The organism is Achromobacter dolens (genome assembly GCF_902859745.1).
Taxonomy (GTDB): domain Bacteria; phylum Pseudomonadota; class Gammaproteobacteria; order Burkholderiales; family Burkholderiaceae_B; genus Achromobacter; species Achromobacter dolens.
In genome coordinates this window covers 12,935-33,439 of sequence record NZ_CADIJW010000004.1, presented here as the reverse complement: position 1 = coordinate 33,439, position 20,505 = coordinate 12,935, and the positions used below count along the sequence as shown (strand labels likewise).

The following is a 20,505-nucleotide window of genomic DNA, read 5'->3' as shown; positions in this document are numbered from 1 at the left end:
ATGAACTACTTCGAGATACCTCTGTCGCCGATTCCGCAGGTGTTCGCCATCTCGCTGGGCGGTGACGACTACCGGCTGACGCTGCAGTATCGCGAGGGCTGGATATTGGACGTGGCCGATGACCTCGGCCAGCCGCTGGTGTCCGGCATTCCGCTGTTGACGGGCCTGAACCTGCTGGGGCAATACCGGCACCTGGGCTTTGCCGGGGGCCTGCGCGTGACCGGGGCGGAGTCGCCCGACGACGCGCCGACGGCCACCGACCTGGGCCGTGGCGCCAAGCTCTACTGGGTGGCGGACTGACATGGCGGACACGACCACAATGGAGCCGATCGCCGTATACGGCGATCCGGTCGATGACGATGAGGGCGTGCGCCAGTGGGGCCGGAAGGTGTCGCTGATCGTCGGCGACGAGGAGGCGCTGGATCTGTCGGCGCTGAGCTTCAGCTTCGGCATCAAGCGCAACGACGCCAAGTCCCCCAACACCGCCACCATCAAGGTGATGAACGCCAGCCGTGAAACCGCCAGCCTGGCGCAGCGCGAATTCACCCGAGTGGTGCTGCAGGCCGGCTATGAAGGCAATTACGGCGTGATCTTCCACGGCAACGTGGTGCGCGCCAAATGGGGCGGCTCGGGTGACACCGAGACCGTGCTGGAAATCACCGCGGCCGATGGCGACAAGGCCTACAACTTTGCGGTGGTCAACGCCACCGTGCCCAAGGGCAGCGACCGCGCCGACAAGGTGCGGCTGCTGTGCTCGGCCATGAACCCCTACGGCGTGCGCCAGGGCTACGTGCCCGACCTGGGCGGCAAGAAGTCGATCCGCGGGGCCGTCATGTCCGGCATGGTGCGGGACTACCTGCAGGATGTCTGCGGCAGTGCGAACACCTTGTGGAGCATCCAGGACGGCAAGGTGGTGGTGGTTCCCGAAACCGCCTATGTGCCGGGTTCGGTGCCCGTGCTGTCGCACGACAGCGGCCTGGTCGGCATGCCGGAGCAGACCGAGAAGGGCATCAAGCTGCGCATGTTGCTCAATCCCAGCATCCGCGTGGGCGGCCTGGTCAATCTGGACAACAGCCGCATCGCCGAGTATGGCTTCCAGGCCCGCTCCGAGGGCAAGGGCGCGAACGAAATCGATCGCAGCGAGCAGCGCCGCATCAGCGGCGATGGCTACTACTACGTGATGGAAGTCGAGCACCGCGGCAACACACGCGGCGACGAGTGGTACACGGAGGTCCTTTGCCTGGCCACCGACGCCACCCTGTTTCCCGGCGACCTGGGGCGGGCCGGCGCCGAGGGCGACGCCGCCCAGCCTGCCGCCGTCGTCAAGTAGCGCACGGCCAGGTCCTATCTCAGCAGGAAGATTCATGAACCGACTTGAGACTTTGAACGATCCGCAAGCCGCGATCGGCGCGGCGCTGCATGGCGCGCTGGCGCAGACCTGGACCGCCATGCCGGCGATCATCGGCGCCTTCGATCCGGTGGCGATGACGTGCACGGCGCAACCGGCCATCCGCGCGCGGGTCAAGACGCCCGAGGGCCGGCAGCACAGCATGGCGCTGCCGCTGCTGGTGGATTGCCCCGTGTATTTCCCAGCGGGCGGCAATTGCACGCTGACCTTTCCGGTCAAGCCGGGCGATGAGTGCCTGGTGGTGTTTGCCTCGCGCTGCATCGACGCCTGGTGGCTGTCTGGCCAGGTGCAGGACCAGACCGAGATGCGTATGCATGACCTGTCCGACGGCTTCGTCTACGTGGGCGTGCGCTCGCAACCCCGTGTGCTGCCGGCGGTCAGCACCAGCGCGACCCAACTGCGCAGTGACGATGGCTCGACTTTCCTGGAGCTGGACCCGGCCGCCGGCAAGGTGAAGATCGTGGCGCCGGGCGGCTTCGACGTGGTCGCGCCGGTGTCCGAGTTTTCCGGACAGGTGCTGGTGAACGGCCTGCTCAGCTATCTGGCGGGACTGGTGGGCAGCGGCGGCCAGGGCAACACCGCCCAGATCACCGGCGTGCTCAACGTGATCGGCCAGATCCTGGCCAACGGCAAGCGGGTCGATGACACCCATACCCATACCGCGCAAGGCGCCAACGCGGTGACCACGCCACCCAACTGAGGATTCCTATGCGTTACCGAAAACTGGACGCCGATGGCGACTATTCATTCGGCTCGGCACGGGCCGATTTCCACCGCGATTCGGCCGAGGCCGTGGCGCAAGCGGTCAAGACCCGGCTGATGCTGGCGCGCGGCGAGTGGTTCCTGGACGTGACCGAAGGCATGCCCTGGAACGGCGAAGTGCTGGGCAAGCAGCCCCGCGCCAGCTACGACTGGGCCATCCGCCAGCGCATCCTGGGCACCGCCGGCGTCACCGACCTGGCCGAGTATTCGAGCCGGCTCGACCCGCAAACCCGCGGCCTGAGCGTGACGGCATCCATTTCAACCCTTTTCGGCACGGCCACTGTGCAGGCGGCATTATGACGATTCTTTCCACAGCCCCGGTCATCGACGCCGCGGGCATCCGTGCGCCGAGCTATGGCGAGGTGCTGCAGTATTTCAAGGAACAATATCGCGGCATCTACGGCGCGGATACGTACCTGGAGGCGGACAGCCAGGACGGTCAGTTACTGGCCGTGTTTGCCCTAGCCATTCACGAGGCCAACTCGGCGGCGATCAGCGTCTATAACGCTTTCTCGCCTGCCACCGCAGCCAACGCGGCGCTGTCGAGCAACGTGAAGATCAACGGCCTGGTGCGCGGCGCGGCGACGCGCTCCTCGGTGGACCTGCGCATCGTGGGGCAGGGCGGCGTCACCATCATCGACGGGGTGGCGACGGATGCCAACCGCGGCCGTTGGCAATTGCCGGCGAGCGTGACGATTCCGCCGGGCGGCGAGATCACCGTCACCGCCCGGAGCCAGGCGCTGGGCGCCGTGACCGCCCCGGCGGGCACTATCAATCAGATCGGCACGCCGACGCTGGGCTGGCAGTCCGTCACCAATCCGGCCGCCGCGACGCCGGGCGCGCCGGTCGAGAGCGACGCCGCCCTGCGCGTGCGGCAGGCCCGTTCCGTGGCGCTGCCGTCGCGCAGCGTGCTTGAAGGCACCATCGGCGCGGTTGCGTCGGTGCCGGGAGTCTTGCGCCACGCGGCCTTCGAGAACGATGGCGCGGTGGCGGACGCCCATGGGCTGCCGCCGCACAGCATCGCCCTGGTGGTCGACGGCGGCGACGCGGCGCTGATCGCCCAGGCCATCGCCGCCAAGAAGACGCCCGGGACGGGCACGCATGGCACCACCACGGTGGTCGTGACGGATATCTACGGCATCGCGCACCGCATCCGGTTCTTCCGGCCCACGATCGTGCCGCTGGCGGTCGACGTGCAACTGCGGGCGTTGCCCGGCTATACCACCGCCATCGGCGTCGCGGTGCAGCGGGCGGTGGCGGATTACGTCAATGGCGTTCCGATCGGCGGCGGCGCCAGCGCGTCGGTGGAGTGGGCCGACGCCATCTCGGCCGCCAATGGCGTGGCAGGCAATGGCACGTTCAAGATTTCCGGCCTGACCCTGCGCAGTCCCGCGGGCAGCGGCGCGCCCGACGTGTCGCTGGCCTTCAACGAAGCCGCCGCGGCGACGCCGGACGACGTGAAACTCACGGTGACCTGATATGGCCAACACAGACGACTACATCGGCCGGCTGTCGGCCTATCACCGCGCCAGGCCCCGGTTCAAGGCCACCGTGGCCGCGCTGTGCGACGCTGCGGCGGGCGTGCGCGAGCTATACGGCAGCATGCCGGCAGCGTTCGACCTGGACCTGGCCATTGGCGCCCAGCTCGATGCGGTGGGACGCTGGGTGGGACTGGACCGGAAGGTCAGAACGCCGATCTCCAATGTGTATTTCTCGCACGACATCGACGGCCTGGGCTTCGACCAGGGCGTGTGGCAAGGCCCGTTCGATCCGGACAGCGGCCTGACCGAGCTGGACGACGATACCTACCGGCTGCTGCTGCGGGCCAAGATCGGGGCGAATCATTGGGACGGCACGCTGGAGACTTCGGCCGCCATCCTGGACCGCATCTTCGGTGGCGGCACGCACGTGTTCATCCAGGACAACGGCGACATGTCGGTGGATATCGGCGTCGCCGGCGCGCCGCCGTCCGCGCTGTTCCTGGCGCTGCTGACCGGCGGATACATCCCGCTCAAGCCGGAAGGCGTGCGCATCAGTTACTACGTCATCCCCTCGGAAGAGGGGCCTCTGTTCGGTTTTGACGTTCAAAACCACTACATCTCCGGGTTCGACGGCGGACTCTGGGGTTCGCTTTTTGCCGGTTGAATAAGGACATTCCGTGGCTATCAATCAGATTCTTCCCTTCGGCACCGTTCCCGGCGCCAATGTGCTCGCGCCCGCCGACTACCAGGCGTTGGCCGCCCGGCTGGGCGGCTTCTCGGCCGGCACGGCCAAATCGAAGGAACTCAACACCGTCTGGCGCCAGGCTGCGTTCGTGGCTGCCATGATCGGCCAGTACATCGCCGACAAGGCCGGCCAGGACGTGCTGGACGACGGCGACCTGGCGGCGCTGCAGGCCAAGTTCGTGGCGGCGCTGGCGGCGTCGCCGGCGCTGACCGGGACACCGACCGCGCCGACGCCGGCGGCGGCGGATAAGAGCACGAGGATCGCGACGACCGCGTTCGTGAGCGGTAACTTCCCGCGGGTGTATTCGATCAATGCGCTTCCCACGCAGGATGTCGGCCCCATCATCGTCGCCGAATGCAGTGAGGTCTGGATCTGGGGTTCTTCTGCCATCCATACCGGTTATCGCTCGCCGCTGTGCGGCCAGATCGCCTACTTCCCGTTTTCGAAAGTGCCTTATGGATGGATGCGGGCCAATGGCGCCGCAGCGTCTGTCAGCGCTTATGGAGCGTTGGCGTCGGCCATCTACTGCGGCGATGCATTGAACGCGACCGCGCCGGTGGGGTACCGCTGCACCAACGCCGCAGATCCGATGAACACGCGCAGCACCACGGGTGCGTACATCGTCTTGCCCGATCTGCGCGGCGAGTTCGTGCGGGGATGGGACGACGGACGGGGGGCGGACGCCGGCCGCCAATTGGGATCCAGCCAGCGTGCTTCCCGCGTGATCGGAGCGGTCAGCAATCCTTCCTTCCCGTATCTGTCCCAGAACGGTGAGTGGCGTTTCAGCACCGATAACGGGAGCGTCTCGTTCAAGGTGGGCGATGCCTATACGGAAGGCTATGACATCACCAGCGGCTCTGGTTCCTTCCTGGCGGGCTGGTCGTACACGACTCTGGGTACCTCGGCGGCGCTGGCGTCCGTTCGCCCACGCAACCTGGCACTGTTCGCCTGCATCAAATACTAAGGAGATATCGCATGGAAAAAATGGTTTCGCAACTGAATCATGAGGGTTACTACGTGGGCCAGGTCACCGCAGACGAGTCCCCCTTGGAATCCGGCGTCTTCCTGATGCCGGGCGGTTCCATCGATATGGCCCCGCCTGCGCTCATCGAAGAGGGCAAGCGTTACCGGATTGTGGAGGGCCGTTGGGCCGCCGAAGACATTCCGAACCCTTCCCTCGCCGCTCCGCCGGAATCGCTAACGAAGGAGCAACTGGAGGCTGCGGCACGCGCTCGACGAGATTTTCTGCTGGAGCGCGCCGGACTGCGAATGGCCCCCCTGTCGGATGCTGTGGATCTTGGCGTCGCGACGGATGCCGAAAGAACCGCGCTGGCGGCATGGAAGGCGTATCGGGTGCAACTGAACCGCGTCTCCGGGCAGACCCACTACCCCGCGCAGATCGAGTGGCCTGTTGAGCCCATTTGACCGGCGCAAGCAAATCATGGCTCGCCTTGGCGAGCTTTTTTTGTCGGGTTCCGCCTGTCGCTGACTGGCATGGCGGCTCAGGAAGGCCGACTCGGCCTGCGTGTCCCGGGCATAGGAGAAAGGCAATAGACAACGGCAGAACGTATGCCGGTCCTGGCAATGCCTGCGGCAAACGGACGGCAGCGTCATCCACATTTGAATTGGTCCATCCGGCGCGCCCCTGCGGCGCCCGTGATGTTCACGGGAGGCAGCAATGCGCACCGTCGACAGGAGCGGTGTAACCATGGAACCGGCATCTACGGGTTTGGGCGGTTGGGCCGCCCTGAAAATTGCGCTGGCTTTCGGCATGCCGGCCGCGATGGCGGCGTTGATCGGCATGTTGCTGATGCCGCCGCGCACGCCGCGCGAATTCGTCGCGCGCACCGCCTGCACGGTGGTCAGCTCATTTCTGTTCGGGCCTTTGCTGGCGATCGGCATGATCGCCTGGATGCCCGACCTGATGTCCTCGGCCTACTGGATGGCGCAGCGCACGGGCCTGGGCGAGGACGGGCTGCTGGCCATGTTCTATGTGCTCGGCCCGTGCATGTTGCTGGCGGGATTGCCGGCCTGGTGGGTGCTGGGCGCTTACCTGCGCCTGACCGCCAAGCTGCAGAACCAGGACCTGGTGGACTGGGCGGTCGAGATCCGACGCAAGACGCTGGGCATGGAAACCCACGCAGACAAGGAGGGCAGGCATGACGCTTGACCAGATCATGGACGATGCGGTGCGGCCGGCGATGGCGCTGTTGCCCGCGCGCATGGATACGCCCGAGGCGGACTGCATGCTGCTGGCCATCGGCCTGCAGGAAAGCCGCTTCGTGCATCGGCGGCAGATCGGCGGGCCCGCCCGCGGCTTCTGGCAGTTCGAGAAGGGCACGCGCGTCAGCCGCGGCGGCGTGTGGGGTGTGTTCCTCCACGCGGCCAGCAGGGATCACCTGGCCATGTTGTGCAAGTCGCGCGGCGTGGCCGGCGATCCGGAGGCGATCTATGCCGCGCTGGAGTATGACGATGTGCTGGCCGCCGGCGTTGCGCGGCTGCTGCTCTGGACCGATCCGAAGGCGCTGCCGCCGGTCGGCGAAACGCAGGCGGCCTGGGCGCTGTATTTGCGCACCTGGCGGCCGGGCAAGCCCAAGCCGGACAGTTGGGCCGGCCTTTACCAGCAGGCCGTGACGGCCATCCGGACGCGGTCCGACAGGAGCACGGCGCATGTTGCAACAGTGGATTAAGCGGGGCCTCGGCGTGGTGGCGGCAGTGCTGGCGGGGCTGGCCGCCGTCGCCGGGGTGTATTGGCGGGGGCGGGCCATGGGCCGGGCGCAGGAACGCTCGGACAGTGAGGCCCGCCTCCAGGCGCGGGCGGGCCAGGCCCGCAAGGAGGCCAGGGATGTGCAGGAAAAAGTGGCTCGCAGCGATGACGATGTCGTGGCTGATCGGCTCAAGTCTGGCTGGGTGCGGATCGCTCCCCCCGCGGACCGGGATTGAATATTGCGACCATGCCCGGCCGATATATTTCAATTCGGCGGCGGAAGTGGATGCGACGCCGGCGGCAATACGCCGGCAGGTGCTCGAGCACAATGAAATGGTTTCTCGGCTTTGTTTTTGAGGTAAATTGGGGACGCGATTTTTTCCACCTTCAGGGCGCTTTTTTTCCGGCGCCGTCGGGGCGATGGATGATGTGCTGCGGTCTGGTTCTGCAATAATTTCTGGTTTTCCGTCCCCTCGGGCCGTCGGCCCGGATGACTGTTCCAGGAGAGGCGCAATGGGTCAGAGGGTGCAGTGTCGGCAAGCGTTTTGCCCCGTGCAAATGCGCGGCAGGGAAAAATAATATGGCTGACGGCGAAAGCCTGGTCGCCGCGCGGGTCCGCCCGAAGCTCCGGTATTCGATGCGAACCGGACTGCTGGTGCTGGTGTTCGCCTGTATTGCGCCGGCGCTGGCGGTGTCTTCGATCGCCGTTTATGAAAGCTACCTGATCCAGAAAGAGCGGATATTCCGCGACACCATTTTCCTGGCCCGCAACCTGACCGCGATTCTCGACCGGGAAATGACCGGCGTCGAAGCCGGCTTGCAGATGTTGGCGTCGTCCCCCGACCTGGTGGGGGGCGACCTGGGCGGATTCCACCAGCGCGCCCGCGAAGCCATCAAGTTCCAGATCGTCGACAGTTACGTGCTGACCGACAAGGAGGGCCGCCAGGTGGTCAACACCATGGTGCCCTACGGCACGCCCTTGCCGTCTTCGGGGGTGTCGCAGGAGCTGGCGCGGGTTTTCCGCGCGCGTGAACCCGTCCTGAGCAGCCTGTTCATCGGCGCGCTCAGCGGCACGCCGACCATCGCGCTGGGGGTGCCGGTGGTGCGTGGCGACGAGGTCATCTACAGCCTGAACGTGGGCCTCTCGCCCGACCGCATCGGCAACGTGCTGGGGCGGCGCGGGCTGCCGGACGGTTGGGTGGCGGCAGTGCTGGACAAGAACGGCACCATCATCGCGCGCACGCGCGATCCCGAGAAATTCGTGGGCCAGAAGGCGGTGCCGACGCTGGCGCGCGCGGTGCAGTTGGAGAACGAGGGTTCGCTGGAGTCCACCACCAAGGAAGGCACGCCGGTCTACACCGCGTTCAGCCGCTCGGGCCTGACCGGCTGGACGGTGGCGGCGGGCGCGCCGATGACGCTGGTGACGACCGACCTTTACCGCTCGATCGCCTGGCTGGCGCTGGGGACGGTGGCGGCGTTCGGGCTGGGGTTGTGGCTGGCCCTGCGGCTGGCCAATCGGCTGACGTCGGCGGTGCAGGGGCTGGTCGGCCCGGCTCTGGCGCTGGGCGAAGGCCGCACCGTCGAACTGCCTGGCACGCGGGTCAAGGAGGCAGAGGAGGTCGGCACGGCGCTGCTGCAGGCCTCGCGGATGCTGGCGCATGCGCAGCACCTGGCGCACTACGATCCCCTGACCGGATTGTGCAACCGGGTGCTGTTCGGCGAGCTGGTGCTGCGCGAGCTGGCGGTGGCGCAGCGCAGCGGCGCGACGTTCGCGATCCTGGCGATCGATCTGGACGGTTTCAAGGCGGTCAACGACCTGCATGGGCATGCCGCCGGCGATACCGTCCTGAAGGAAGCGGCCGACCGCATGGCCACCGCCATTCGCGTTTCGGACGTGGCGGCGCGGCTCGGGGGCGACGAGTTCGCCGTGCTGCTGCTCGGCGCCAACCAGGAAAACGCACAGGCGGTGGCCGAGTCCCTGGTCGAGAGCCTCTCTTTGCCCTACCCCAAGATCCGCGTCGCGGTCTCGGCCAGCGTTGGCATCGCCGTCTATCCGGATTCGGGCGTCACCATGCTGCAGTTGCTGGAGCGGGCCGACGTCGCGCTGTACCGGGCCAAGGGTCTGGGCAAGCGGCGGGTCGCGTCCGACGAGCGTTGACGCGGCCGCGCCCGGCGCATCAGGCGCCGTGGCGGGGCGCGGCGGCGGGCGGCAGGGCGGTCAGCACCTCGCCCGATTTCAGGCGATAGCGCCGTTCCCCCAACGCGATCACGCGCTCTCCCTCCGAGGTCCTGAGAATGTAGTGGACCGTGATGGGCGGCCCCGTGCGCGGGTCGGCGTGCGAGAACACTTCGATCCGGTAGAGCCGGCCGGATGCCGTGGTGGCGAGCACGTCGCTCAGCCTGCGTACAGAGATGGTCATGCGGCGAGATCTCCTTCTTGTTGATATTCGATCGGTCGCGCCGCGTCGGCCCGCAATTGCCGTGCCGGCCCTCCCGCGGCGGGTTTTCCGTTTTCGCTACACTGCGTCGTTTTGGGCGCGCGCCATGGCGCGGCGCCCGGGATGGACTTCGGGAAATCGGAAAAAAGCAATGCAATCTGCCCCCAGCCGCAATGCGGCGACATTGATGGGAGTGATGGCCGTGGTGCTCTGGGGCACCGTCGTCGGCCTGATTCGCGGTGTCAGCGAGCGTTTCGGGCCGATCGGCGGCGCGGCCCTGATCTATACGGTCGGTTCGGCATTTCTCGTCCTGTTGCTGGGATGGCCGCGGGTGCGTTCATTCCCGCGCCCCTACCTGGTTTCCGGCAGCCTGTTGTTCGTGGCCTATGAAATCTGCCTGTCGCTGTCGCTGGGATTCGCCGCCAACCGCGGCCAGGCGATCGAGCTGGGGATCGTCAATTACTTGTGGCCGTGCTTTACCGTCATCCTGGCGATCCTGATCAACGGCCAGCGCGCCAGCGTCTGGGTGCTGCCGGGCATTGCGCTGTCGCTGTGCGGCATCGTCTGGGTGGTCGGCGGCGACGGCGGCGTTTCCTGGTCGCGCGTGGCGGCCAATGTCTCCAGCAATCCCCTCAGTTATGGTCTGGCGTTCAGCGGCGCCGTCATCTGGGCCTTCTATTGCAACGTCACGAAACGCTACGCTGATGGCAAGAACGGCGTGGCGTTGTTCTTCATGCTGACCGCGGCCGTGCTGTGGATCAAATACGGATTCAGCGCCGAGCCGGCGCTGCCGTTCGCCTGGCCCGCCGTGCTCGAGCTGTGCGTGACGGGCGGCGCCATGGCGGCCGGTTACGCGCTCTGGAACGTGGGCATTCTCAGCGGCAATCTGACGCTGCTGGCCACGGCGTCCTATTTCACGCCCGTGTTGTCGACTTTTTTTGCGGCCATATGGCTGTCCACGCGCTTGACCATGACATTCTGGCAAGGCGTGGCGATGGTCACCGCCGGCTCGCTGATCTGCTGGGCGGCGACGCGCGGCAGGCCCGCCCGGGGCAAGTAGCCCCGTGGCAATCTCCTGGCTCATCGGTTGACGGGGATTCCGGAGGAACCCGTCGGCTCATTCCAGGACGATGGTCTGCGCCACGGCGTAGCCGAGCGGAATGAGCAACAGGGAGGCGAACAGCGAGCTGACGATCGCCGCCGATATTTTCAGCCACGGCTCGGGTCCCGCGCTCTGTATCGTTTGAACCACCAACGCGACGATACCCACAACCATCAAACAGCTGATTACCACTGCTACGTAAGTCATGATGTCTCCGTCCTCGCCTGATTAAAGGGATGCGGCGCCGCTACTGCGGTCTGTCACTACGTCGCTACGTTTAGTCTGATTGTGCGCCTGTATGCGGGGGTGTGGCGCTAGGGTTTTCCTGGCTCGGGCGCGTGCTGTGGCGTTTTTGCCGCGCACCGTGCAGCATGAAATCGGTGTGCGGCGCAGCATTTTTCCGCCCCCGCCGCGCCCGCGCTTTGCGCTACGATGGCGGCGTCCACCCACTCTCCAGATCGCGAAATGCCGCAACGACTCCGCCCGGGCACGCGCGCCACACTGCAGGTCAGGCAGTTGCTGCCGGGCGAATTCGCCTGGATCATCACCCTGCTGGATCCCGACACCGGCAATGTGCGCAGCACCAATTATTCCGAACGGCGCTATGCCAGCCAGGACGAGGCCTCCGCCGCTGGCAAGGCCGCCGTGGTGGAATTCCTGGGCAATAGCGATCCGAACGCCGGGACTTCCGCCAAGGACGGCAAGCCGTCCAGGTCCTGATATCCGGCCGGCCATGCCCGAAAGCCCTCGCTGGAGGGCTTTTTTGCGTCGGGCCGATGGCGGCCGGCGCGCCGGGCATGGCAGTTGCTGAGCAGCGGGCTGGCGCGATAGGCGCGCCCAGGAGATCCGCCATGTTCCCACCCGACCATCGCCCGCCGGACGCGCCCGACGACGTGCCGCCCGATGATCCGCCGTTGCCCGGCGATCCACCGCGGCCCGACGACCCGCGCCCCAATCCCAACCACGCGCCCGACGATCCGGGCGAGCCCGACGTCGTCCCGCCGCCCGATCCGCGCGCGCCGGGCACGATCGACCTGGCCTGAGCGCCACCAAATCCGATCCCACTTCCAAGGAGGCTTGCATGCGTTCGATCCTGTTATGGCTGCTGGGGGTACCCATTCCCATCATCATCCTGCTGGCGCTGTTCTGGCATTGAGCCAGTCCGGTCCCGCGCCACGGCGCGCAATGTGAACGAGGAATCACCATGGAAAATGCACTCTCGGCCAACCGGCCCTACGACGGCGTGCCGCCGGTGAGGGAATCGGCGGTGTCCGCCGTATCCTGGGCCGCGGTATTCGCCGGCGCTGTCATCGCCGCGGCCTTGTCGTTGGCGTTATTCGCGGGCGGCTCCGGCCTGGGCTTCCTGTCGATCTCGCCTTGGAGCGGGGAGGGCGTCTCCGCGCCCACGGCGGGCATCGGCCTGATCGCCTGGATGCTGTTCACCCAGATCGTGGCCTATGGCGTTGGCGGCTATGTCGCCGGCCGGCTGCGCACCAAATGGGCCGACGTGCATGGCGACGAGGTCTATTTCCGCGACACCGCGCACGGCTTCCTGGTGTGGGCATTGAGCGCTGTCGTGAGCGCCGCCCTGCTGGGCTCGGCAATTGCCACGCTGGCATCGGGCGCGGCCAAGGCCGGCGCTTCCGTGGCGGCGGGCGCGGGCGCAGCGGTGACGGCAAGCGCCGCCGCTGGCGCGGGAGCCGCGGCGGGCGGCATGGACGGCGCCGGCGATTACTTCACGGACGTGCTGCTGCGCAATGAACGGCCCGATGCCGGCGGCGATCGCGCCGCGGCCCGCGCTGAAGTCGGTCGCATCGTCGCCATGAGCCTGGCTCGCGGCGAAATGACCCCGGCCGACCGCGACTATGTGGCCCGGGTGATCGCGGCGCAGGCGGGCATCGATGCCGCCGCCGCGCAGCAGCGCGTGAACCAGACGCTGCAGCAGGCCCGGCAGGCCGCCGACGACGCCAAGCACAAGGCGCGCGAGGCCGCCGACGCGGCACGCAAGGCCGCCGCGGCGCTGGCGCTGTGGGGCTTTGCCTCCATGCTGATCGGCGCGTTCGTGGCCAGCCTGTGCGCGACCTGGGGCGGGCGGCGCCGCGACACGGTGTTCAAGCCATAATCGTGGCAGGCGAGGCGCGGGGCATCACGCCCCGCGCCGCTTCAAGGCAGCTTCTGCTGGAACATCCATTCGCGCCAGGGCCTGGCGGTCAGCAGCTCCGGCGCGATGCGGTGATCCATGCCCTGGTAGGTGACGAAGATCGGATGGCCGCCCGCGGCCGCCAGCGCTTCGGCCCAGATCCGGCTGCCCTCGTAGGGATTTTCCTGGTCGGCGGTGCCATGGACGAGCAGCGTGGGGACGCCCGCCAGCGGCTTGGCGAGCGAGCGCTCCGGTGGCACGCCCGACATGGCGACGATGGCGGCGAAGCGCCCGGGCGAGGCGACGGCGGCGTCCAGCGCGGCCGATGCGCCCATCGAGAAGCCGACGGCATAGATCCGTTTGGCGTCGACCGGATGGTGCCGGGCGATGTCCTCGACCAGCCGCATGACGTCAGGCAGGTCGGCGCCGGCCTTCGAGACCCGCACGCCATGGCGGTCCTTTTCATAGTTGGCGGTGCGGCCTGGTGTCTGCGGCACCAGTACATAGGCGGGAAAATCGCGGCGCGATTCGGCCGAGCCGAAGGCGCGGGTGAACGCGTTCAGCGGCAGCAGGTTGTCGGTGCCGACGCCGCCCGAACTGTGGAAAATCACCACCAGTGGGTATTTTTTGCCGCTTTCAGGCGCAACCGGCGAGACCAGGCGATAGGGCAGCGGGGCCTTGCCGGCGCGGGCGAATTCCGCCGGCGCGAAGGCGTCGATGGGGGCCTGCTTGAGCGTCTCGACGGTCTGCAATTGCGCGGCCGTGGGCGCGTAGCTGACGCTCGAGGCTTGCACGCCGCCTTGCGCGGCACAGGCGCGGCCGATGGTCAGGCCCAGGATCGCGGCGAGCACGGCGCGTGCGGCGATTCCAGCGATACCGCTGCTGATGATGACGCCTTGGCGGCCAGGCGTTGCCAGGGGGGCGGCCGGGGCGACAGGTCGGCGAGCTTGCGCGGGGCGCCAAGCCTGGATGCGGCTGGAGGGCATGTCAGATTCTCCCCATGAGATTGTGGTGGGCGTGGTGCGCGAAGATTCTAAAAGGGCGCACCGCGCCGGTATGCGGGAAAAATGTGGGGAATATGTGGAAATGTGTGAAGGGCCCAAATGCGGGCCGCAGGCAACGTGGTCGCGAAAGTGATGTCGGGGTGGCGAGCCCTCGGCCTTCGATCTGGGCCGGCACGCTTTGGTTCGCACCCCCGGTCCCCCCTGGTGCGCACCCCTGGTCCGCACCCCTGTTCCGGCGCCCCAATGGAAAAAGGCCTTCACGCAAGTGAAGGCCTTTTTGAATTCTGGTGGCGCATCCCTGATTCGAACAGGGGACCTGCGGATTATGATTCCGTCGCTCTAACCGGCTGAGCTAATGCGCCATCCTTATCGTCGCAGGTTTCAATGAAAGCCAAGCAACGAAGAACGAAATTCTAGCATGGAATTTTTTAGGATTGCAAGTAGGGGGCGGCTTTTTTTGTTCAGGCCGCGGGCGGCCCGCTACGACCGCGCAGTCACTCCGTCAGGCATCCCGCGCCAGACGAATGCCGGAAAACTGCCAACGCGCTTCCGGCGGGAAGAAATTGCGGTAGCTGGGCCGGATGTGGCCGCGCGGGGTGGCGCAGGAGCCGCCCCGCAGCACGTACTGGTTGCACATGAACTTGCCGTTGTATTCGCCCACCGCGCCGGCATCGGGCTTGAAGCCGGGGTAGGCATCGTAGGCACTGGCGGTCCATTCCCAGGCGTCGCCGAACAACTGCGCCGGGCCGCTGCCCTGCCGGGCGGGGGCGGGGCGGGGATCCAGGTGGCCGTTTTCCAGCAGGTTGGCGCGGTTCGACCAAGCGCCGTCGGGCAGTTGCCGCGCCGCGTGCTCCCACTCGGCCTCGCGCGGCAGGCGCACCCGTGCCCAGCGCGCATAGGCGTCGGCCTCGTAGTAGCTGATATGCGTGACCGGGGCCTGCAATTCCAGCTCCTGCATGCCGCGCAGCGTGAAAACCCGCCAGTCATCGCGCTGGCCTTCCCAATAAAGCGGCGCGCGCCAGCCTTCCGCGCAGACCCGCTCCCACCCCAGCGACAGCCACAGTTCGGGCCGCTTGTAGCCGCCGTCGCGGATGAAGGCGAGGTATTCGTGCTGCGTCACCAGGCGGTCGGCCAGGTGGAAGGGAGCCAGTAGCACGTCGTGCGCCGGGCCTTCGTTGTCGAACGCGAAGCCCTGCCCGTCATGGCCGATGCGGACGACGCCGCCGTTGTAGCGGGTCCAGCCGGCGGGCGTGCCGGGTGGCAGCGCGGGCGAACCCGACGCGACGTAGGCGGGCTTGAGCGGGTTGGCGAACAGCAGGTGCTTGATATCCGTCAGGATCAGTTCCTGATGCTGCTGCTCGTGGTTCAGCCCCAGTTCCAGCAGGGCGTCGAAGGCCGGATCGTTGCCGCCCAGCCGCGCGATCAGCTCGTGCATGGCTTCGTCCACGTGCTGGCGATAGCGCATCACGTCGGCCAGCGGCGGCCGCGTCAGCAGGCCGCGCTGCGGCCGTGGATGCTTGGCGCCAATGGCGTTGTAGTAGGAGTTGAACAGCATCCGATACTGCGGGTGGAACGCGGGGCAGGCCGGATCGAAGTGCGTCAGCAGGAAGGTCTCGAAGAACCAGGTGGTATGCGCCAGGTGCCATTTGACCGGGCTGCAGTCCGGCATGGACTGCACCTGACAATCCTCCGGACTCAGGGGGGCGGCCAGCGCCACGGTGGTGGCACGCACGGCATCGTACCGGTCATGCTGGCCGGCCTGGCCGGCGGCATAGGGGCCGTTGGCCGGGTGGGTCAGCAGGCAGGCAGGTTCCATGGCGATCCTCCAGGGGCGGGTTGAGGGGGCGCGGTGTCAGGCACGGGCGCTGAATACTGAAAACCAGCCGCGCGCGTCCGACCAATGGTGGATGTCGTGGTATCCCGCGCGCTGCAGCAATTCGGTGAAGGCTTCGGGCGTGAACTTGTAGGAGTTCTCGGTATGGATGCGCTCCTGCGCCGCGAAGCGCCGCTGGCCGCCGGGCCAGGCCACCGTGACGGAACGGCGCGCTTCCAGGTGCATCTCGATGCGCGATTGGTCGCTGTTGAACAGCGCCACATGGCGCCAGTCATCGACATCAAAGTCGCTGCCCAGCAGGTCATTGACGTGGCGCAGCAGGTTCAGGTTGAAGGCCGCGGTCAGGTGCAGGGCGTCGTCGTAGGCCGGTTCCAGCACCTGCCTGGGCTTGACGCGATCGACCCCGACCAGCAGCCCGCCGCCGGCGCATTGCCGCTGGATCCGCCGCAGCATGGCCAGCGCGGCTTGCGGGTCGAGATTGCCGATGCTGGAGCCGGGATAGAAGAACAGGCGCTGCTCGGTGCCGATATCCGCCGGCAAGGCCAGCGCCTGGGAGAAGTCCAGGCCGATGGGCGTGATCCGCAGGTCCGGGTACGACAGTCGCAGCCGCCGCACCGCGGATTGGAGGTAGTCGGCGGAAATGTCGATTGGGACGTAATGGCGCGGCCGCAGGCTGGAAAACAGCCGCTCGGCCTTGACGCAGTCGCCCGCGCCCAGGTCGATCATGGCCTGCACCGGACCGATGTGGCGCGCGATGTCCTGCCCGTGCCGCGTGAAGATCTCTGCTTCGCAGCGGGTCGGGTAGTACTCCGGCAATTGCGTAATGGCGGTGAACAGCGATGAGCCGAGCGCGTCGTAGAGAAACTTGGGGTCGATATGAGCGGGATGATCCAGCAGTCCGTCGCGCAATTCCTGCTGCTCGGCGGTCATGGGCTGGGGTTGCGGCGCCAGGAACCGCGGGGCGGCGCCGGCGAGCAGTGCGGAGGGAGAGACCATGCGTTCAGTTCCTTTTTTGAGGCCGATGAAGCGCATTGCAAAAAACACATTGTGGCCGCCAGAGGGGTTCCGGTGTCAAGTTAAGCCACTGAAATGCAATGGACTTTTACGAAATTGGCGGGGGCGGAAAGGCCGGCCGCACACGGGGACGGTACGTCCGGCCGTCACCGTGCCGGGAGGCCTCAGCAAGCGGCGCGCCACTGAAATATCGGTTAACGGCTGGTTGCGAAAGCTCGGGCGCGCGGCGGCGGGAATGGCCACAATGTGGGCACGGTCTGGCGGCGAGCCGCAAGACTGTCTGAGCAACCCGCGACAAGGAGCGACTATGAATAGAAAGCACCAACGCGCCGAAATGGCCCTGCACCGCGATCGCGTGAGCGACAGCCTTCATGAGTTGCTTGCCGGTACGGAGGACCTGTTGCGTTCGACCGCCTCATACACCGGCTCTGAGATCGAAGCGGCGCGCGCGCGCCTGACGCGCCAGTTGGCCGAGGCGCGCGAATCCGCGGGCGAGTGGGAAGGCGTGGCGCGCGAGCGCGCCCGCCGCGCCAAGGCCTATGCCGATGAATACGTCCATGAGCACGCCTGGAAATCGGTGGGTGTGGCGACGCTGGTGGGCGTCTTGCTGGGCTGCTGCCTGCTGGCCAACCGGCGCTGAGCCCTCGCGCCATGAGGCCACCACCGGGCCTGCCCGCGCCGTTGGCGCGGGGGTGGCGCGCATGGCGAGGCGCCATGCGCGCGGCGGCGCTGGCCTGCTGCGCGGCCCTGCTGGCCGCCTGCGCCAGCGTGCCCGATGCGCAGGAACGCGCCGTCCGCAAGGCCCAGGCCGGCCTGTCCGCCGACGCGTCGCAGGCCAGTTACCGCCGCGGCCACGACATCGCGGCGGATCCCCGCAATGCAAGGAATGACTTCCTGGCGCGCCACCTGGCGGTCGAGGAAGCGGTCAGCGGCGCGCCGCTGTTGGCCGGCAACCGCGTGCGCCTGCTGGCCGACGGGCCGGGGACCTACCAGGCCATGCTGCGCTCGATCGCGCAGGCGCGGCGTTACGTGCACATGGAAACCTACATCTTCGAGGATGATGCGGAAGGGGCGCGCTTTGCCGAGGCCTTGATCGCGGCGCGCAATCGCGGCGCCGATGTCGCGCTGATGGTGGATGCGGTGGGCACGATCAAGACGCCCGACGCGCTGTTCCAGCGCCTGCGCGACGCCGGCGTGCAGGTCGCGGTCTTTAATCCGATCAGCCCCGTGAATGGCAGCCGCGCCGGCTGGTCGCCGAACCAGCGCAACCATCGCAAGGTCCTGGTGGTGGATGGCAAGGTGGGCTACCTGGGGGGCATCAATGTCAGCGCCGTGTACGCCTCGTCGCCCGCCAGCGGCAGCGGCGCATCGGGCGGCGTGGGCAGCGGAGCCGACGCAAAGCGAACCGACGCCCAGGCCGCGCCCTGGCGTGATACGCATCTGCAGATCGAGGGGCCGGCCGTGGCCCAGTTGGAGGCGGTGATCCGGGACGGCTGGCAGTCGCAGGCCAAGGAGCCCCTGCGTGGCGGCGGCACGGCGATCGCGCCGCCCGTCGGGCCGACGCGTGTGCGTATCCTGGCCAACCAGCCCGATCGCAGTGACGGCTACACCGTCTATCTGACGCTCATGTCCGCGTTCGAGAGCGCGCAGCGCTCCATTCACATCACCATGGCGTACTTCGTGCCCGACCCGGCCTTTGTCGACGTGCTGGCCGCGGCCGCGCAGCGCGGCGTGGACGTGGCGCTGGTGCTGCCGGGCTTCAGCGATTCGTCGCTGGTGTTCAATGCCGGCCGCTCCCATTACGGCAAGCTGCTCAAGGCGGGCGTGAAGATCTACGAGCGGCGCGACGCGCTGCTGCACGCCAAGACCGCGGTGGTCGACGGCGTCTGGTCCACCGTGGGATCCAGCAACATGGATTGGCGCAGCTTCGCTTTGAACTACGAGGTCAACGCGGTGGTGCTGGGACCGGAGTTCGCGGCCGACATGGAAGCGCTGTTCCAGCGCGACGTGACCGAGTCGGTGCGCATCACGCCCGAGGCCTGGCGCGCCCGGGGCGTGGATGACCGCTTTATGGAGTTCTTCTCGCGCATGTTCGAGCGCTGGCTGTAGGCCGCGGCGAGCGCCATCGCGGCCCGGCCCGCGCTCAGGCCGGCGTCGCCTGGGGCGGATGCGCCATGACGTATTCCTGCGCCAGCGCGGTGCTGATGTCGTGGGTGGGCTGGAACGAATCGGCGCGCGCCATCGACCAGCCGGCGCGGAACACCTGGTGACGGAACTCGCCGCGCAGCAGTTCGCCCGGCGCCAGCTCCGGGAACAGCGCCGACAGCAGCCGGATCTCGCTCGATGAAATGCGGCGCGCGATATGGTGCGGGCGCAACTGGTTCGGATGCGTCAGGCCGGCGGCTGCCAGCAGCTCGGCCAGCGCGTGCAGCGTGTTCTTGTGGAAATTGGCTACGCGCTGGGCCTTGTCCGGCACCACCAGGGCGCGCTGGCGCAGCGGATCCTGGGTAGTTACGCCGGTAGGGCACTTGCCGGTGTGGCAGGCCTGGGCCTGGATGCAGCCGATGGCGAACATGAAGCCGCGCGCGGCGTTGCACCAGTCCGCGCCCATGGCCATGACGCGGGCCATGTCGAACGCGGTGATGATCTTGCCCGAGGCCCCCAGTTTGATGCGGTCGCGCAGGTTCACGCCGATCAGCGTGTTGTGCACCAGGCGCAGCGCCTCGCGCAGCGGCGTGCCGACGTGGTCGACGAACTCGACCGGCGCGGCGCCGGTGCCGCCCTCGGCGCCGTCGACCACGATGAAGTCGGGCGTGATGCCGGTTTCCAGCATGGCCTTGACGATGGCGAACCATTCCCACGGATGGCCGACGCAGAACTTGAAACCGACCGGCTTGCCGCCGGACAGCTCGCGCAGGCGTGCCACGAACTTCATCAGGCCAATGGGCGAGTCGAAGGCCGAGTGGCTGGCGGGTGAGTTGCAGTCCTGCCATGGCGCCACGCCGCGCGCCTCGGCGATCTCGGGCGTGACCTTGCCGGCTGGCAGGATGCCGCCGTGGCCCGGCTTGGCGCCCTGCGACAACTTGATCTCGATCATCTTCACCTGCGGCGTACAGGCGTTCCTGACGAAGGCTTCCTCGGAGAAGGCGCCGTGCTCGTCGCGGCAGCCGAAGTAGCCCGAGCCGATGTTCCACACCAGGCTGCCGCCTGGCTGGCGATGATAGCGGCTGATGCCGCCTTCGCCCGTGTCATGCGCGAAGTTGCCTTGCCGCGCGCCTTCGTTCAGCGCCAGCACCGCGTTGGCCGACAGGGCGCCAAAGCTCATGGCCGACACGTTGAAGGCGGACATCGCGTACGGTTGGGTGCAGTCCGGGCCGCCCACGGTCACGCGAAAGTCGGTGTCGCCGATGTGGGTGGGCGACATGGAATGGTTGATCCACTCGTAGCGATCGCCGTACACGTCTTCCTGTGTGCCGAAGGGGCGCTTGTCGATCTCGCGCTTGGCGCGCTGGTACACGATCGAGCGTTGCGCGCGCGAGAACGGCGAGGCCTGGGTGTCGTCTTCCAGGAAGTACTGGCGGATCTCGGGGCGGATGAATTCGAACAGGAAGCGCAGATTGCCCAGCACCGGATAGTTGCGGCGGATGGCGTGGCGCGTCTGGATCAGGTCGTACACGCCCAGCAGGCCCAGCAGTACCAGCGGCACGGCGGCCCACAGCCACCAGTACGAATCCGTGAACACCAGGATGGTGGTCGCGGCGGCGGCCACCAGGGTCAAGATAAAGGCCGTGTAGCGGCCGGCAATCCATTGCATGTCCGTCTCCGTATTGCGGAATGCAGCAACCATACACCAGGGCGGCTGTAAAACCG

At 67.3% G+C, this 20,505-nt stretch carries 24 protein-coding genes and 1 tRNA gene; 18 read left to right on the top strand and 7 right to left on the bottom strand.

Annotated features, from left to right (window positions below; all coding sequences use genetic code 11):
* The 12 genes from HV783_RS04975 (at position 1) to HV783_RS04920 (ending at position 9,261) form a co-directional block, all read left to right on the top strand.
* The gene (locus tag HV783_RS04975; protein WP_175188780.1) at positions 1–300 is read left to right on the top strand and encodes a phage baseplate plug family protein; all 300 of its coding nucleotides are present in this window, start codon (positions 1–3) and stop codon (positions 298–300) included.
* A 1-nt stretch (position 301) separates the two neighbouring features.
* Positions 302–1,330 (top strand): phage protein, encoded by a 1,029-nt coding sequence (locus tag HV783_RS04970; protein WP_231132908.1) that lies wholly within the window; start codon positions 302–304, stop codon positions 1,328–1,330.
* Between the two features lie 34 nt (positions 1,331–1,364).
* Positions 1,365–2,108 (top strand): Gp138 family membrane-puncturing spike protein, encoded by a 744-nt coding sequence (locus HV783_RS04965; RefSeq protein ID WP_175188779.1) that lies wholly within the window; start codon positions 1,365–1,367, stop codon positions 2,106–2,108.
* 8 nt (positions 2,109–2,116) lie between these two features.
* Complete coding sequence (locus tag HV783_RS04960) at positions 2,117–2,470, top strand: contractile injection system sheath initiator (protein ID WP_054501317.1); 354 nt, start codon at positions 2,117–2,119, stop codon at positions 2,468–2,470.
* The gene (locus HV783_RS04955; protein WP_175188778.1) at positions 2,467–3,648 is read left to right on the top strand and encodes a baseplate J/gp47 family protein; all 1,182 of its coding nucleotides are present in this window, start codon (positions 2,467–2,469) and stop codon (positions 3,646–3,648) included. The genes HV783_RS04960 and HV783_RS04955 overlap by 4 nt, the downstream gene beginning before the upstream one ends.
* 1 nt (position 3,649) lies before the next feature.
* Positions 3,650–4,315 (top strand): DUF2612 domain-containing protein, encoded by a 666-nt coding sequence (locus HV783_RS04950; protein ID WP_116791064.1) that lies wholly within the window; start codon positions 3,650–3,652, stop codon positions 4,313–4,315.
* Between the two features lie 13 nt (positions 4,316–4,328).
* A complete protein-coding gene (locus HV783_RS29425) occupies positions 4,329–5,360 on the top strand; it encodes a phage tail protein (protein ID WP_175168313.1) in 1,032 nt (343 codons plus the stop codon).
* A gap of 11 nt (positions 5,361–5,371) precedes the next feature.
* A complete protein-coding gene (locus HV783_RS04940; protein ID WP_064524144.1) occupies positions 5,372–5,821 on the top strand; it encodes a tail fiber assembly protein in 450 nt (149 codons plus the stop codon).
* Positions 5,822–6,104: 283 nt separating this feature from the next.
* On the top strand, positions 6,105–6,566 hold the full coding sequence (locus HV783_RS04935) for a hypothetical protein (protein WP_054501310.1): 462 nt from the start codon (positions 6,105–6,107) through the stop codon (positions 6,564–6,566).
* Positions 6,556–7,086 carry a hypothetical protein gene (locus HV783_RS04930; RefSeq protein WP_144658067.1) on the top strand — a complete coding sequence of 177 codons (531 nt, stop codon included), beginning with the start codon at positions 6,556–6,558 and terminating at the stop codon, positions 7,084–7,086. The genes HV783_RS04935 and HV783_RS04930 overlap by 11 nt, the downstream gene beginning before the upstream one ends.
* Entirely contained in the window at positions 7,067–7,339 is a 273-nt protein-coding gene (locus HV783_RS04925; RefSeq protein ID WP_144658066.1) for a hypothetical protein, read from the top strand. The genes HV783_RS04930 and HV783_RS04925 overlap by 20 nt, the downstream gene beginning before the upstream one ends.
* A gap of 344 nt (positions 7,340–7,683) precedes the next feature.
* Positions 7,684–9,261 carry a diguanylate cyclase gene (locus tag HV783_RS04920; protein WP_064524140.1) on the top strand — a complete coding sequence of 526 codons (1,578 nt, stop codon included), beginning with the start codon at positions 7,684–7,686 and terminating at the stop codon, positions 9,259–9,261.
* A gap of 19 nt (positions 9,262–9,280) precedes the next feature.
* On the opposite strand, the gene HV783_RS04915 is transcribed toward HV783_RS04920, so the two are convergent.
* Positions 9,281–9,523 carry a 6-phosphofructokinase gene (locus HV783_RS04915; RefSeq protein ID WP_144658065.1) on the bottom strand — a complete coding sequence of 81 codons (243 nt, stop codon included), beginning with the start codon at positions 9,521–9,523 and terminating at the stop codon, positions 9,281–9,283.
* Positions 9,524–9,692: 169 nt separating this feature from the next.
* On the opposite strand from HV783_RS04915, the gene yddG reads away from it, so the two are divergent.
* On the top strand, positions 9,693–10,601 hold the full coding sequence (yddG, locus tag HV783_RS04910) for an aromatic amino acid DMT transporter YddG (RefSeq protein ID WP_064524136.1): 909 nt from the start codon (positions 9,693–9,695) through the stop codon (positions 10,599–10,601).
* 57 nt (positions 10,602–10,658) lie between these two features.
* Here yddG and HV783_RS04905 read toward each other — a convergent pair whose 3' ends face one another.
* A complete protein-coding gene (locus tag HV783_RS04905) occupies positions 10,659–10,850 on the bottom strand; it encodes a hypothetical protein (protein ID WP_006393830.1) in 192 nt (63 codons plus the stop codon).
* 258 nt (positions 10,851–11,108) lie between these two features.
* Here HV783_RS04905 and HV783_RS04900 point away from each other — a divergent pair, with 258 nt between their 5' ends.
* From HV783_RS04900 to HV783_RS04890, 3 genes are all read left to right on the top strand, one after another.
* On the top strand, positions 11,109–11,363 hold the full coding sequence (locus tag HV783_RS04900) for a hypothetical protein (protein ID WP_054501304.1): 255 nt from the start codon (positions 11,109–11,111) through the stop codon (positions 11,361–11,363).
* Positions 11,364–11,494: 131 nt separating this feature from the next.
* On the top strand, positions 11,495–11,686 hold the full coding sequence (locus tag HV783_RS04895) for a hypothetical protein (RefSeq protein WP_054501303.1): 192 nt from the start codon (positions 11,495–11,497) through the stop codon (positions 11,684–11,686).
* Between the two features lie 161 nt (positions 11,687–11,847).
* Positions 11,848–12,765 carry a hypothetical protein gene (locus tag HV783_RS04890; protein ID WP_144658064.1) on the top strand — a complete coding sequence of 306 codons (918 nt, stop codon included), beginning with the start codon at positions 11,848–11,850 and terminating at the stop codon, positions 12,763–12,765.
* A 41-nt stretch (positions 12,766–12,806) separates the two neighbouring features.
* On the opposite strand, the gene HV783_RS04885 is transcribed toward HV783_RS04890, so the two are convergent.
* The 4 genes from HV783_RS04885 to egtD all read right to left on the bottom strand — a co-directional run bounded on the left by HV783_RS04885 (position 12,807) and on the right by egtD (position 16,617).
* Complete coding sequence (locus HV783_RS04885; protein WP_054501301.1) at positions 12,807–13,634, bottom strand: carboxylesterase family protein; 828 nt, start codon at positions 13,632–13,634, stop codon at positions 12,807–12,809.
* Positions 13,635–14,072: 438 nt separating this feature from the next.
* Positions 14,073–14,149, bottom strand: a tRNA-Met gene (locus HV783_RS04880).
* 140 nt (positions 14,150–14,289) lie between these two features.
* Positions 14,290–15,603 (bottom strand): ergothioneine biosynthesis protein EgtB, encoded by a 1,314-nt coding sequence (gene egtB, locus HV783_RS04875; RefSeq protein WP_175188777.1) that lies wholly within the window; start codon positions 15,601–15,603, stop codon positions 14,290–14,292.
* A 36-nt stretch (positions 15,604–15,639) separates the two neighbouring features.
* On the bottom strand, positions 15,640–16,617 hold the full coding sequence (gene egtD, locus HV783_RS04870) for an L-histidine N(alpha)-methyltransferase (protein WP_064524130.1): 978 nt from the start codon (positions 16,615–16,617) through the stop codon (positions 15,640–15,642).
* Between the two features lie 325 nt (positions 16,618–16,942).
* On the opposite strand from egtD, the gene HV783_RS04865 reads away from it, so the two are divergent.
* Entirely contained in the window at positions 16,943–17,275 is a 333-nt protein-coding gene (locus HV783_RS04865; protein WP_054501299.1) for an ElaB/YgaM/YqjD family protein, read from the top strand.
* A gap of 74 nt (positions 17,276–17,349) precedes the next feature.
* Complete coding sequence (locus HV783_RS04860; RefSeq protein WP_162876548.1) at positions 17,350–18,744, top strand: phospholipase D-like domain-containing protein; 1,395 nt, start codon at positions 17,350–17,352, stop codon at positions 18,742–18,744.
* Positions 18,745–18,778: 34 nt separating this feature from the next.
* On the opposite strand, the gene HV783_RS04855 is transcribed toward HV783_RS04860, so the two are convergent.
* Positions 18,779–20,449, bottom strand: a complete 1,671-nt coding sequence (locus HV783_RS04855; protein WP_054501297.1) for an FMN-binding glutamate synthase family protein — start codon at positions 20,447–20,449, stop codon at positions 18,779–18,781.
* Between the last annotated feature and the right edge of the window lie 56 nt (positions 20,450–20,505).